The sequence below is a fragment of the Kitasatospora sp. NPDC087315 genome, assembly GCF_044744345.1.
Classification (GTDB): Bacteria; Actinomycetota; Actinomycetes; order Streptomycetales; family Streptomycetaceae; genus Kitasatospora.
Window position 1 is genome coordinate 472560 of sequence record NZ_JBIUYD010000001.1, and the last position, 14171, is coordinate 486730.

Below are 14171 nucleotides of genomic sequence, written 5' to 3' on the forward strand. Positions count from 1 at the left end.
CCATCTGGGGCGCATAGACATAACGGGTCTGGGCCGAACGGTGGCCCAGCGTCCGCGAACAAGGAGTCACCCCCCGATGAGTCCGATGCCCGAACTGTCGCGCCGCACCCTGCTCGGCGGCGCGGCGGCGGCCGCGATGCTGTCCGCCCTCCCGCTGAGCGTGCGCGAGGCGCTCGCCGCGCCGGCCCGGCCCGGCCGGCTGGCGGACATCCAGCACGTCGTGGTGTTCATGCAGGAGAACCGCGCGTTCGACCACTACTTCGGCACACTGCCCGGCGTGCGCGGCTTCGGCGACCGGACGGCGGTGCGCGGGGTCAACGGGCGCTCGGTGTTCCACCAGCCCGACCCGGGCCGCAAGGAGGGGCACCTGCTGCCGTTCCCGATGAACGCCGCACACACCAACGCGTACCAGCAGGGCGCCCCCGCCTTCGGCTTCGTCGACTCGATGAAGGCCTGGAACGACGGCCTCGCCGACGGCTCGGTCACCCGCCGCGCCAGCGGCTGGCTCGGCCAGGGCTACTACGAGAGCGCCGACATGCCGTTCTACAACGCGCTCGCCTCGGTGTTCACCACCTGTGACGCCTACTACGCGTCGGTGCAGTGCAACACCAACACCAACCGCGAGCACCTGATGACCGGCACCAGCGGCGGCACCGTGCGCGACACCCCGGTGACCGACAACACCGAGATCCCCGGCGGCTACGAGTGGACCACCTACGCCGAGCGGCTGGAGCGGGCCGGCGTCAGCTGGAAGACGTACCAGGCGCTGGACAACTTCGACGACAACGCGCTGGCCTGGTTCGCACCCTTCGTCAAGGCCAAGCCGGGCGAGCCGCTGTACGAGCGCGGCATGCGCGCCGTCGGCGACCCGGCGAAGAAGAACGACCCGTTCGCGATGGGCGACGCCCTGGTCGAGGCGTTCACCGCCGACGTCCAGGCGGACCGGCTGCCGCAGGTCTCCTGGCTGATCGCGCCCGCCGCGCTCTCCGAGCACGCCAACTACGCGCCGCCGAACGGTGAACACCTGACGGCCCGGCTGCTCGCGGCGCTGGCGGCCAAGCCCGAGGTGTGGGAGAAGACCGTCTTCATCCTCAACTACGACGAGCACGGCGGCTTCTTCGACCACCAGCTGCCGCCCGTCCCGCCGCTGGCGGCCGGGCGCGGCAAGTCGACCGTCTCCGTCGACGGCGAGGTGGTGGTCCGGGTGAGCAAGGGCGGCTCGACCTACCACCGGGTGGTCGGCCAGGACGGCAGGTACCGGGTGAAGGCCGCCGACGGCTCGCTCACCTGGTCGGACACCCTGCCCGCCGGGGAGACCGTGGTCTCCGGCCCGTATCCGATGGGCCTCGGCGTCCGGGTGCCGATGGTCGTCGTCTCGCCGTGGACGCGCGGTGGCGTGGTCGACTCCACCGTCTACGACCACACCTCGGTGCTGCGCTTCCTGGAGCAGCGCTTCGGCGTCCAGGAGCCCAACATCAGCCCCTGGCGGCGCGCCGTCTGCGGCGACCTCACCAACGTCTTCGACTTCTCCGGCCGCAACCCGGTCTGGCCGGAGCTGCCCGACACCAGCGGCAACCGGCAGAAGGTCGTGGACACCGGCAAGCTGCCCGCCCCCACCGTGCCCAGCCCGCAGGTCCTCCCGCAGCAGCAGCGCGGCACCCGCACCGCCCGGCCCGCGCCGTACAACCTGCTGGTCAAGCCGAAGCTCAAGGGCAACGAGCTGACCGTCGACTTCATCAACCAGGGCCGCCAGGGCGCCGTCTTCGCCGTCTACCCCGAGCCCGGCAGCGCGCCCCGCCACTACACGGTGGGCGCCAAGAACCGGCTCTCGGACGTCTGGACGGTCGGGCCCGACGGCTACGACCTGCGCGTGCACGGCCCCAACGGCGCGCTCTGGCACCTGCGCGGCGACGCCGCCGCCGCGTACGAGGTCTCGCTCTCCGAGGAGCGCAACGGCAAGGTGCTGGAGGTGGACGTGATCAACCGCTCGCGCACCGCCCAGACCTTCCTGGTCGGCGACCTCGCCTACGGGGACGGGCTGCGCGAGGTCAGGGTCGCGGCGGGCGACGACAAGACCGTCAACCTGACCGTCGGCCCGGAGGGCTGGTACGACGTCGCGGTGGCCGTCCGCGGCGACCTCGCCTTCCGCCGCCGGATCGCCGGCCGCTTCCCGTGGGACGAGCGGACCGTCACCGACCCGGCGCTGGGCCTGTCCGACCCGCTCGCCCTGGAGGTCGCCCTCAGGGCCGCCTCCACCACCATCGACGAGGCCGTCCTGCTGCCCGGGCGGCCCGCCCGGATCAGCGCCCGGTTCACCGCCGCCGCCGCGCTGAGCGCGATCGAGGCACAGCCGGTCGTCCCGGCCGGCTGGACGGTCACCGCCGTCACCGCGCCGCCCGCCACGCTCGCGGCGGGCGCCACCGGCACCGCCGAATGGGACGTCACCCCGCCCGCCCAGCTGCCCGACGGTGCCACCCACCGCGTCCTGGTCACCGCCCGGGCACTGGCCGGGAACCGCTTCGCCGTCGCCGACGGCGAGATCGCCGCGCGTACCGCCCCCACGATGGCCGGCCACCTGCTCGGCGAGGACTTCGAGTCGCTGGCCGGGGCCCTCCAGCCGCTGGACGGCGTGCTCGGCTGGACCCCGCAGGCCCCGCAGGGCTGGTCGGTGGTCAACGCGCCGGGCATGCCGCAGGGCACCGTCCGGCTCCAGGGCTGGACCTTCCACACCAAGCGGGCCTGGTCCACCCCGGCCGGCCAGGACCGGGGCAACTTCACCCGCGGTCTGGGCGTCCTCGCGGTCGCCGACCCCGACGACTGGGACGACACCGGCGCGCCGTCCCGCAAGGGCGTCTTCGACTCCACCCTGGTCTCGCCCGCTGTCCAACTCCCGTCCGGCGCGAGCACGCTGTACCTCGCCTTCGACTCGCACTACCGTCAGGAGGCTCCGCAGAAGGCCGCCGTGACGGCCGTCTTCGACAACGGCACCGAGATCCGCCTGCTCAGCTACAGCAGCGACGCCACCGGCAACGACAACGCCGGCAAGGACGTCCAGAACGCCTTCGTCACCAAGCAGTTCGCCGTTCCGGCGGGCGCCCGTACGGTGACCCTGAAGTTCCGGATGTACGACGCCGGCAACAACTGGTACTGGGCCGTCGACCACATCCGCCTCGACACCGGGCCCATCGCCGGCTGACCCCCACCGCCGTGCCGGCCCGGCCCGCGCACCCACCGGGGTGCGCGGGCCGGGCCGGGCGGGGCGACGGCCCCGGGTCGGAGCCCGGGGCCGTCGGTGCCGCGAGGGCTCAGAGGAAGTAGATCGCGTCCACCTGCCCGTCCGGGCGGTAGGAGAACCCGAACTCCCCGGCGCCCTGGGCGGGCGCGAGGTTGACGAAGGTCACGGCGTCCTGGACGGTCGCGAACGTGAGGGAGTGCCACGTCTTGACCTGGTCGACGGTCACGGCGAGGGCGGACTTGAGGGTCTTGGCGTCGGCGATGGGGAGGGCCATGGGAACAACTCCTATGGTGAGGGTGTGAGTTGAGGCTGATGGGTCAGCCATGGACTAGTGTGTCCGGGCCGATTTGTTTCTATGCGCACCAACCGCCACTCGATCGGGTGAATCTGCGTGTCCGGATCCCGGAGGCCCTCGGCGGGTGCGCGCTCCCGGTGGCCGCTCCGCCGACGGGGCGGGAGGCCTCTCGACGGTGAAGTCTCTCGATCATCGAGAGATATGATCCCGCTGTCCGTGACCCGCCCCCGCGCGAAGGGCGTTCCCGCCATGCTCACCGCCCCCCCTGCCGTCCGGCGCCGCACCAGGCTGCTGATCCCGCTGGCCCTGCTCGTCGTCTGGCTCGGGCTGGGCGGAGCCTTCGGCTCCTACGCCGGAAAGCTCTCCCAGGTCGCCACCAACGACCGGGCCGCCTTTCTGCCGCGCAGCGCCGAGTCGACCGAAGTGGCGAGACTCGGACGGGAGTTCCAGACCGGGGCCGCGATGCCGCTGATCGTGGTCTGGGAGAGCCGCACCGGAGCCGTGGACGACGCCCAGCGGGCCGCCGCCGAGCAGGTGCTGCGCGCGGCCGCCGGCGTCACCGGTGCCACCGGGCGGGTCTCGCCGGCCGTGCCCGCCGAGGACGGCCGGGCCCTGCAGGGCGTCGTCCAGTTCCGCTCCGACCTCGGGAGACAGACCGGCGACAGCGTCCGGGCCGTCCGCGAACTCGCCGGGCAGGTCCCGGACTCCACGGTCGGCCTGACCGGGCCGGCCGCGATCCTGGCCGACCTCGGCGGTGCCTTCGCCGGGATCGACGGGCTGCTGCTCGGTGTCGCCCTCGGGGTGGTGCTGCTGATCCTGCTCGCCGTCTACCGCAGTGTGCTGCTGCCGCTGCTGGTGATCCTCGGCGCGGTGTTCGCCCTCGGCATCGCCTGCGCGCTGGTCTACCTGCTCGCCGACCACGGCGTGGTCCGGGTGGACGGCCAGGTGCAGGGGCTGCTGTCGATCCTGGTGATCGGCGCGGCCACCGACTACGGGCTGCTGCTGTCGGCCCGCTTCCGCGAGGAACTGCACCTGCACGGCGACCGGTTCGCCGCGATGCGCACCGCCTGGCGGCAGTCCGTCGAACCGGTCGCCGCCTCCGGGGCGACCGTCGCCCTCGGCCTGCTGGTGCTGCTGATCTCCGACCTGACCAACAACCGGGCGCTCGGGCCGGTCGGCGCGATCGGGATCGGCTGCGCGGTGCTCTCCGCGCTCACCTTCCTCCCGGCCGCGCTGGTGCTGCTCGGCCGCGCCGCGTACTGGCCGGCCCGCCCGGCCGCGGACGGGCGGGCACCGGTGCACGCCGTCTGGGCCGGGGTGGCCGGGCTGGTCGGCCGGCGGCCGCGCGCGACCTGGGCGGTGAGCCTGGCCGTCCTCGCCGGGCTGGCGGCCTTCGCGCCCACCCTGGACGCGGGCGGGGTGCCGCAGACCGAACTGTTCATCAAGGCCCAGCCCTCGGTGGCCGGCCAGCGGCTGCTCTCCGCGCACTTCGCGGGGGGCTCCGGCAACCCGGCCGTGGTGATCGCCGCCGCCGGGCGGGCCGAGGCCGTCACCGCGGCGGCCGGTGCCGTCCCCGGGGTGGCGGCCGTCCGCCCGTACACCGGCGGGGCGCCGGGCGGGCCGGCCAAGGAGGTGGACGGGAAGGTCCGGCTGGACGTCACGCTCGCCGACCCGGCCGACAGCGACGCCGCGATCGCCACCGTGCGGAGCCTGCGGCAGGCCGTGCACACGGTGCCGGACGCGGACGCGCTGGTCGGCGGGTACACCGCGCAGCAGTACGACACCCGCGTCACGGCCGAGCGCGACCGGACACTGATCATGCCGGTCGTGCTGGTCTGCGTCCTCGCCGTGCTCGTGCTGCTGCTGCGCTCGCTGCTCGCCCCGGTGCTGCTCGCGGCCACCGTGGCGCTCTCCTACCTGGCGACGCTCGGGGTCAGCGCGCTGGTCTTCCCGCACGTGTTCGGCTTCTCGGCCACCGACCCCTCGGTGCCGCTGTACGGATACGTGTTCCTGGTGGCGCTCGGGGTGGACTACAACATCTTCCTGATGACCCGGGTGCGCGAGGAGGCGCTGCGGGCCGGCACCCGGGAGGGGGTGCTGCGCGGCCTGACGGCGACCGGCGGGGTGATCACCTCGGCCGGGGTGGTGCTCGCCGCGACCTTCGCCGCGCTGGGCGTGATCCCGCTGGCCTTCCTCGCCCAGATCGCCTTCATCGTGGCGTTCGGCGTGCTGCTGGACACCCTGCTGGTGCGCTCGCTGCTGGTGCCCGCGCTGGTCCGGGACCTCGGCGACCGGGTCTGGTGGCCGGCCCGGCCGCGTCCGGTGACGGTCCGCCAGGCCGTCCGGGAGCCGGTCGCGGACCAGGTGTGAGCGGCCGGCGGCCGCGTCCGGCGCTATCCCGGCCGTTAGGCTGAACGGGTAGGAACGCCGTCCGCGACCGGAGAAGATGACCTTGTCGGAGCAGGAGCCGATCACGACCCCGCCGCCCCCGGGGCCGTCCGACACCCCGGTACTCGGCCGGCTGCTCCAGGACCTCGCCTCCGAGATGAACCTGCTCGGCCACGGCTTCGCCGCCGCGAGCGGGCTGCACGCGACCGACGTCCAGGCGCTGCTCGCCGTCATGCGGGCGGCGCCCGGCCCGGCCGGCGGGCCGGGCGGGATCACCCCCGGCCGGCTGGGCGAGGAGCTGGCGCTCAGCTCGGGGGCGGTCACCGCCGTGCTGGACCGGCTGGAGCGGGCCGGGCACGTCCGGCGGACCAGGGACGCCGCCGACCGCCGGCAGGTCCTGGTGCACTACCTGCCGGGGGCGGGGCGGATGGCGGCCGAGTGGTTCGCCCCGGTGGCGCGCCGGACCGAGGCGGTACGCGGCGAGTTCACCGCGGCGGAGCTGGCCGCGGTGGCGCGCTTCCTCGGCCGGATGACCGGTGAGCTGGAGGAGCTGCGCCGGTCGCGCTGAGCGGTGCCGGACGCCGAACGGGCGGCATGGACGGCACGGTTGCGACCGGCTGCCGCGCGGCCACCTGGCCGCCGCCCGACTATCCCGGCGTGCCCGCCGGCACGGTGTAGACGTACTCCTCGATCCGGTCGATGAGGCCGCCGTCGAACCGGAAGTACACCGCGGTGTGGAGTTCGCTGCGGGACCCGTCGGCCATGGCCAGGTGAAGTACTTGCTGCTGGAGCACCTCGTTCGGATTCTGGAACTGGCGGATCACGTCGTACCGCAGCGAATCGAGGGTGGTGACGAAGGACTTGAACTGTTCCAGTCGCTCGTCGATCGCCTGCTCCGCCTTGCCGTCGTTCTGCCACACGGTGGCCCCGTCGGTGCACATCGCCCGGACGCCGGCGAAGTCGTACTCCTCCAGCCGCCGCAGACACCGGATCGCCGTCTCGCTGATGTTCTGTTCCATGCCGGGTTCTCATTTCGTTCTCGTGACGCCACCGCCAACGGGCGGGACCAAGCCCTAGAGCAGGCCGAGTCGGCGCAGGTCGGTGACGTACTTGCGGATGAGGGCCGCCGACAGGTGGGGGATGTCCTCGCCGGGGCCGATCTTGGCGGCTCGTACGGCGGCGTGGAACCGCTCGGCGGGGACCGCCGGACCCGGGCCGCCTTCCTGGGGTTGCGCGAAGGCGTGCAGCAGGGGCAGCAGCGAGTGCGGACGCTGCCTCTCCGGCAGGGCGCGGACCGCGGCCGTGACGCGGGCGAGCCATTCGTCGTAGTCGTCGATCCGCTGGATCGGGTGGCCGGCCTCGGTGAGCCAGTCGGTGAAGGTGTCCAGCGAGATGCCGTCGTCGTGCGGGTTCAGCACGTTGAAGGTCCGGTAGCCCTCGGTGGCCCGCGCGCCCAGCGAGGCGATGGCCTCGGCGGTGAAGTCGACCGGCAGACCGTCGTAGTGCGCGCGGGTGCCGGTCCGGTAGAACGAGCCCGGCGCGATGCCGGTGGCGACCAGGCTGAGCAGCAGCCGGGTGAACATGTCGGGCACGTTCACCTGCCCCGCGTACCGGCTGTGCGCGAGGATCATGTCCGACCGGAAGACGGCGACCGGCAGGCCGCACAGGTCGTGTGCCTCCCGGAGCAGGACCTCGCCGGCCCACTTGCTGGTCGCGTACCCGTTGGCGTAGCCCTGATCGAGCCGCCGCACCGGGCTGGTGCCGCGGATGTCGGCGTCCTCGTCGAGGGCCGCAGCCGCGGCTCCGGCCTGCACGGCGACGCTGGACACGTAGGTGACGGGCTTGATCCGCGTGGTGAGCGCCAACCGGATCAGTTCGGCCGTGCCGACGACGTTGGGTCCGAACAACTGGGTGTACGGCAGCACGTGGTTGACCAGGGCGGCCGGATGGACGATCAGGTCCACGGTATCGGCCAGCCGGTTCCAGGTGTCCTCGCCCAGGCCCAGGTACGGCTCGCCGATGTCACCCGCGAGCACTTCCAGGGTCCCGTCGGCCAGCTCCCGGTACCGCCGGAGCAGTTCGGCGTCGCCGCTGTCGAAGGCCTTCTCGAGCCGCTTCGCCGCTGCGACCGCGTCGCTTCCGCGGACGACGCAGATCAGCCTGCCGCCCGAGGGCGCCAGCCGCTCCAGCCATTCCAGGCACAGGAACCGGCCGAGGTAGCCGTTGGCCCCGGTCAGCAGGACGGCCCGCACGGCACCGTCGGGGCGGGGCAGCGCCGGGGCGGCGGCGAGCGTCGGCGCGTCGACGAACTTCTCCAGGGTGAGGTCGCCGGCGCGGACTTCGGAGCCGTTCCCGCCGTGGACGGAGGCGAACGTGGGCCGCTTCGCCCCGGACTCGCGCTCCGCCTCGATGTATCCCGCCAACCGCGCCAGGTCGTTGGTCGGGCTGATGACCACCCCGACCGGAACCTCGATGTGGAAGATCTCCTTCATGAGGCTGGAGAAGGACAGCGCGGACAGGGAGTCCCCGCCCAGGGCGGTGAAGTGCGCGTCGGCGCGCAGCTCGGTGTCCGGGCAGCCCAGCAGTGCCTGGGCGGCCCGGCCGACCGTTTCCAGCACCGGCTGGTCCGGCCCGGCCTGCCGCAGTTCGCGCAGTCGCCTGGCCTGCCCGTCGGCGAGTTCGGTGTAGAGCCGTTCGAGGGCCTCGCCGTAACGCTCCCTGAGCCTGGGGCGCAGCAGTTTGTGGCTGTCGGCGAGCAGGCCGTTCGCGGAGCTGAAGGGTTCGGTCTCGATCACGAAGTCGCGGGGGATCTCGTACGAGTTGAGTTCGGCCTCCCCGGCGATCCGCTGGAGCGACGCGCTGAGCAGCGGCTTGAGCGACTCGACGTCCCCGCCGCTCCTGGCCAGCGCCTCCGGGGTGGGCACCACCACCGCGAGCAGGTAGGCGCGTTCACTGTTGCCGTACACGAAGATCTGCCGGACCAGGGGGCCGGCGACGAAGAGGGCCTCCAGGCGGGAGACGGCCACGAACTCGCCCTGGGACAGCTTCAGGACGTCCTTGGTGCGGTCGACGTAGACCAGCCGGTCGGGCCCGAGCTCGGCCATGATGTCGCCGGTCCGGTAGTAGCCGTCCTCGTCGAAGATCTCGGCGGTGACCTCGGGCCGCTGGTAGTACCCGGGAATGACGCTGGCCGTCTTGAGCAGCAGTTCCCCGCGCGGATGCGGGAGGTCGGTTCGGAAGTAGCCCAGTTCCGGGACGTCGACCAGCTTGTAGTCGATCACCGGCGGGCGCTGCACCACCGTGTCGAGCAGCACCCCGCCGGCCTCGGTGGAGCCGTAACCGGTGTACAGGTGGAGATCCAGGCAGGACTCGACGAAGGCCGCCAGCTCGGCGGAGATCGGGGCGGTCCCGACGAAGGCCTTGGCGACGCGCCCGCCCAGGAAGTTCTCCCGCAGCTCCCTCCTCACCGCCGCCTCGACGTCACCCGGCTCGCCGGCCCGCCGGTCCAGCTCGCTCCGGTACTGCTGGAAGAGCATGTCGCACACGCGCGGAACCATGGTCAGCTCCGTGGGGCGGACCAGCGCGATGTCCTCGAACAGGGTGGAGAGGTCGCTCCTGGCGGTGAAGTGGCCGACACCGCCCCGGGCGAGCGAGCCCATCAGCGAATAGCGGCCGGCGAGGTGGCTCTGCGGCATGTAGTGGACGACGATCGCGGGCACGTCCGCCGAGCCGTAGGTGAACCCGTTCCACGCGGTGCCGACCAGCCGCTGGGTGTACATGGCACCCTTGGGGGTCCCGGTGCTGCCGGACGTGTAGATGAGCAGGGCCAGCGGATCGTCGCCGGCGTCGGCGGTGAACAGGGGAGCGGGCGGCAGGCGGGTTCCGCGTTCGATCACCGCGGCCAGCGATTCGACGACCACCGGGCGGCCGGCTTCGGCCAGGCGCCGCCGGGTGGACTCGAAGGCCTCGCGCTGGTCCGCGACCTCGGGGCGGTAGTCGAACACGATCACGCGCTGGATCGACGTTTCCCCGAGAACGGCTTCGACGGCGGTGTCCAGGCGCTCGGTGCTCGCGGCGAGGACGCGCGGCCCGGTCTCCGCGATGATCGGCCGCAGCTGGGACAGCGGCGCGCTGGACTGCAGCGGCACGGACACGATGCCCGAGTGGATGCAGGCGAGGTCGAGCGTCGCGTAGTCGGTGCTGCTGAAGCCCAGGATGCCGATCCGGTCGCCCGCGCCCAACGGATACTCCGGGTCGTGGTACCAGGTGCCGGCGACCGCACGGACGCGTGTCCACAGTTCGCGGTAGCTGATGGTGCCGAACCTCGGGAGCAGGCGCCCCGTCGAAGGTTCCCTGACACGTTCGCCGAGGGCCGGCCGGTCCCCGTAGCCCTCCATGACGGCCGCCATGACCTCGGCAAGCCCCTTGCCCGGGTCATGCACCGCCGCAGTGATCGCCTCCAGTGGTTCGGCCATGGTCAGCCCTCCCGTAGCGTCCCGGTGATGTCGGCGAGTCGTGCAGGTCGGACTGGGTACTGGTCGAGGGGCAGGGGACGCGGGCGACGACAGCCTCCGGCGGCCCTTCCCGCCGGTGAGAGCCTCACCAGCTGACCGGCAGCGCGGCAGCCCCGCGGATCAGGCGCTCGGTCCGCCAGGACACCTGGTCGGCCGGCACCGCGAGGCGCAGACCGGGCAGGCGGCGGACCAGGGACTCGAGCACCACGCGCAACTCCGTCCTGGCCAGCTGCGCGCCGAGGCAGTAGTGCACGCCGTGCCCGAAGGTGACGTGCGGGACGTTCCCGCGGTGGAAGTCGATCTCCTCGGGGCGGTCGAACACCTCGGGATCCCGGTTGGCCAGGGCCAGTTCGGCGACCACGGCGTCGCCGGCGCGAACGGTTCGCCCGCTCAGTTCCACGTCCTCGGTGGCGATACGGGTGAAGCCGGCCAAGGCGCTGATCGGGATGATCCGGGAGAGCTCCTCGACCGCATCGGGCACCAGGCCGGGATCGGCGACGAGCTCCCGCCAGAGACCGGGCTCGGTCAGCAGCGTGTAGACGAAGTTGCCGAGCTGGTTGGCGGTGGCCTCCTGACCGGCGGACAGCAGGCTGACCCCGAGGCTGACCAACTCCTCCTCGCTGAGCCGGTCCCCCTCGTCCCGCACGGTGACCAGCTCGCCGAGCAGGTCGTCGGTGGGGGCGGTACGGCGGAGGGCGACCAGACCGGCGAGGTAGTCGTTGAGGTCTTCGCGGGCCCGCGCGGACCGGGCCGGATCGGACAGCATCAGCAGGCCGTCCACCCAGACGCTGAACCGGTCGCGGTCGGCGACGGGCACGCCGAGCAGTTCGCAGATCACCGTGAGCGGCAGCGGCCAGGTCAGCGTCCGAGTCAGGTCGGCGGGCGGTCCCGCGGCGATCATGGTGTCGATCAGGCCGTTCACGATCTGCTCGATGCGCGGGCGCATCGCCTCGACACGGCGCAGCGTGAAGGCGTTTGCCACCGGGCGCCGCAGCCGGCTGTGTTCCGGCGGGTCCATGCTCAGCATGGAGGTGCTGGGCAGCCCGGCGGAGACCGTGCGGGGCACGTCCTCGCCGACCGCGGCGGCCCGGCTGAAGCGGGGGTCGGCCAGCACCGTCTTGACGTCCGCGTGCCGCGTGACCAGCCAGCCGTCGCCACCGTAGGGCAGGCTCACGCGCAGCACCGGCTGTTCGCCGCAGATCTCGGCCAGCTTCGGGTCCACGTCGAGCCGGTCGGCCGGACCGAACGGATAGGCCGGCACCCCGTCCTCTGTCGCGGTCATCGTGTCCGTCCTTCCCGTCCTGGCAAGCGGTTGTCTGTGCGTCCGTGGTTACTGGGCATACGTGGTGACTGGTCCGGCCGGAGTCCGTGATCCTCGGAGTTCGCGGGTCTGCGGCCGATGCCGGATCCCGTCGGGTGTCAGCCGCTGGTCACAGGGCCGTGGTCCGCCCGCCGTCGATGACGAGATTGCTGCCGGTGATCCACGAAGCGCGTCGGGAGACCAGAAAGCCGACCGCATCGGCGATGTCCTGGGACTGGCCGATCCGCCCGAGCGGAATTTCGTCGGCCCACTCCTCGGACTCGCTGCCGAGATAGTCGACGATCTTCTCGCGGGCCTCGTCCGCCCCCGGTGTCATCACGTTCCCCGGAGAGACGGCGACGACGCGGATGCCGTGCGGTGCCAACTCGGCCGCGAGCCCCTTGTTGTACGTTTCGAGCGCGGACTTGGCGGCGGCATAGTGCAGGATCATCGGATAGGACGAAATGGTGGCGATGGACGAGAGGTGCACGATGACCCCGCCGCCGTTCGCGCGCATGGACGGCACAAGTGCGGAATTGAGCCGGACGGCGGCCAGAAAGTTGATGTCCACCGTGTACTGCCAGTCGTTTTCAATGTCCAGCGCGCTCTGAAAGGCCCGACAGCCACCCGCGTTGTTGACGACGATGTCCACTCCGCCGAGATCTTCCAGCGCGGCGGCCGCGAACCCGCGCACACCGTCCGGCGTGCTGAGATCGGCCCGCACGAACGTGGCCGCGGACGGGGTGTGCTCGGTCGGGTTGCGGGCGGAGGTCACCACGGTGGCGCCGGCGTCGAGCAGGTTCTGTACGATCGCGGCGCCGATACCGCGGCTACCGCCGGTAACCACGGCCCGCTTGCCTTCCAGCCCGTCGGGCATCCTTGCGGTAAGGCGACTTTGGCTCACCCTGGGTTCTGCCCCCTTTTCCTGCCTCGACAACCCTGTCCGCGACACGGATCAGCAGGGGAAATCAATTCTCCGGTCGCGATTTGCCGTGGGAGTTTCGCTTCGGCCGATCATGGCGGTGCGGAATCACTACGACCACTATCAGCGATCTCGTTGACACGGTCAAGCTGATTATGTCGATGCACTGGATCGCATCAGGCAATCCACCGGCGGCGCAGCCGTCACCACCGGCTGGACGTTTGCGGTCGGAAAGGGCGATAATCATGCGCTGCCCGTGCGGCCACAAAACTTTCCGAACAGCCTGGAAGCGCTTTGTCGGGTTGGGGGAAAGGCGCACACGGGGCGTCTGTCCAAGTAGTGCCGACCATTCGGGAGGAACAATGGCAAGCCTTGACGAGCCGTTCACCGTGGGTGATCTCAGGCTCCCCAACCGGATCGTGATGGCCCCGATGACCAGGATGCAGTCCCCCGGCGGGGTGCCGGGCCAGGACGTGGCGGAGTACTACGCCCGCCGGGCGGCCAACCAGGTCGGGCTGATCATCACCGAGGGCACCTACGTCAACCGCGCTGCCGCCGCCGCGTACGAGAACGTGCCCCACTTCTACGGTGAGGAGTCCCTGGCGGGCTGGGCCCACGTGGTCCGGCGGGTGCACCAGGCCGGCGGCAGGATCATTCCGCAGCTGTGGCACACCGGGGTCGCGCGGACCGGGACCGAGCCGCCCGCCGAGGGCCCGTCCGGGCTGGGGCTGGACGGCGCCCCGACGGGGAGGGCCATGACCCAGCAGGACATCGACGACACGGTGGCCGCCTTCACGGAGGCCGCCGTGGCCGCCGAGCGGCTCGGGTTCGACGGCGTCGAACTGCACGGCGCGCACGGCTACCTGATCGACGACTTCCTGTGGAGCGGCACCAACCGGCGTACCGACCGCTACGGCGGCGACCCGGCCTCCCGCGCCCGCTTCGGCGCCGAGATCGTGCAGGCCGTCCGCGCGGTCGTCAGCCCGGGGTTCCCGGTCTTCTTCCGGCTCTCCCAGTGGAAGGTCAACCAGTACGGGGCCCGCATCGCGGAGAGCCCGGACGAGCTGGCGCAGCTGCTGACCCCGCTGGCGGACGCCGGTGTCGACGTGTTCCACGCCTCGACCCGCCGCTACTGGCTGCCCGAATTCGACGGCAGCGAGCTCAACCTGGCCGGCTGGGTGCGCAAGCTCAGCGGCAAGGCCACCGTGACGGTCGGCTCGGTCGGCCTGGACCGGCAGTACGGGGAGGGCGAATTCGCCCAGGGCTTCACCCGGCAGGCCGGCGTGACCGGCATCGACGAGCTGGTGGCCCGTCTGGAGCGCAACGAGTTCGACCTCGTCGCCGTGGGCAGGACGCTGCTGGCCAACCCGGACTGGGCGGCGAAGGTGCTCCGCGGTGAGCTGGCCCAGACCGTCCCCTACGACCCGGCCGTGCTCAGGACCCTGGCCTGACCGTCACGTTCGGGCGAGCGACGGCATCCGGGCCGCGACGACCGTCGCGGCCCGGATGCCGTGCGG

9 protein-coding genes are annotated in these 14171 nt (G+C 72.1%); 4 read left to right on the top strand and 5 right to left on the bottom strand.

Features of this window, described 5'->3' with window-relative positions:
- Positions 1–76 precede the first annotated feature (76 nt).
- On the top strand, positions 77–3196 hold the full coding sequence (locus ACIO5D_RS02135; RefSeq protein WP_400793639.1) for a phosphocholine-specific phospholipase C: 3120 nt from the start codon (positions 77–79) through the stop codon (positions 3194–3196).
- 109 nt (positions 3197–3305) lie between these two features.
- Here the strand turns inward: ACIO5D_RS02135 and ACIO5D_RS02140 are convergent, their stop codons facing one another.
- Positions 3306–3509 (bottom strand): hypothetical protein, encoded by a 204-nt coding sequence (locus ACIO5D_RS02140; RefSeq protein WP_363610337.1) that lies wholly within the window; start codon positions 3507–3509, stop codon positions 3306–3308.
- Between the two features lie 270 nt (positions 3510–3779).
- Here ACIO5D_RS02140 and ACIO5D_RS02145 point away from each other — a divergent pair, with 270 nt between their 5' ends.
- Both ACIO5D_RS02145 and ACIO5D_RS02150 read left to right on the top strand, forming a co-directional pair.
- Positions 3780–5900, top strand: a complete 2121-nt coding sequence (locus tag ACIO5D_RS02145; RefSeq protein ID WP_400793738.1) for an MMPL family transporter — start codon at positions 3780–3782, stop codon at positions 5898–5900.
- An 82-nt stretch (positions 5901–5982) separates the two neighbouring features.
- Positions 5983–6486, top strand: coding sequence for a MarR family transcriptional regulator (locus ACIO5D_RS02150; protein WP_400654950.1), 504 nt, complete (start codon positions 5983–5985; stop codon positions 6484–6486).
- A 79-nt stretch (positions 6487–6565) separates the two neighbouring features.
- Here the strand turns inward: ACIO5D_RS02150 and ACIO5D_RS02155 are convergent, their stop codons facing one another.
- The 4 genes from ACIO5D_RS02155 to ACIO5D_RS02170 all read right to left on the bottom strand — a co-directional run bounded on the left by ACIO5D_RS02155 (position 6566) and on the right by ACIO5D_RS02170 (position 12609).
- Positions 6566–6937, bottom strand: coding sequence for a nuclear transport factor 2 family protein (locus ACIO5D_RS02155; RefSeq protein WP_400654951.1), 372 nt, complete (start codon positions 6935–6937; stop codon positions 6566–6568).
- Between the two features lie 54 nt (positions 6938–6991).
- Positions 6992–10393 (bottom strand): carboxylic acid reductase, encoded by a 3402-nt coding sequence (gene car, locus ACIO5D_RS02160; protein ID WP_400793641.1) that lies wholly within the window; start codon positions 10391–10393, stop codon positions 6992–6994.
- A 124-nt stretch (positions 10394–10517) separates the two neighbouring features.
- A complete protein-coding gene (locus ACIO5D_RS02165) occupies positions 10518–11714 on the bottom strand; it encodes a cytochrome P450 (protein ID WP_400793643.1) in 1197 nt (398 codons plus the stop codon).
- Between the two features lie 148 nt (positions 11715–11862).
- Complete coding sequence (locus tag ACIO5D_RS02170; protein ID WP_363610327.1) at positions 11863–12609, bottom strand: SDR family oxidoreductase; 747 nt, start codon at positions 12607–12609, stop codon at positions 11863–11865.
- Between the two features lie 407 nt (positions 12610–13016).
- Between ACIO5D_RS02170 and ACIO5D_RS02175 the strand changes: the two genes are divergently transcribed.
- Positions 13017–14105 (top strand): NADH:flavin oxidoreductase, encoded by a 1089-nt coding sequence (locus tag ACIO5D_RS02175; RefSeq protein WP_363610325.1) that lies wholly within the window; start codon positions 13017–13019, stop codon positions 14103–14105.
- The last annotated feature ends 66 nt before the right edge of the window (positions 14106–14171 follow it).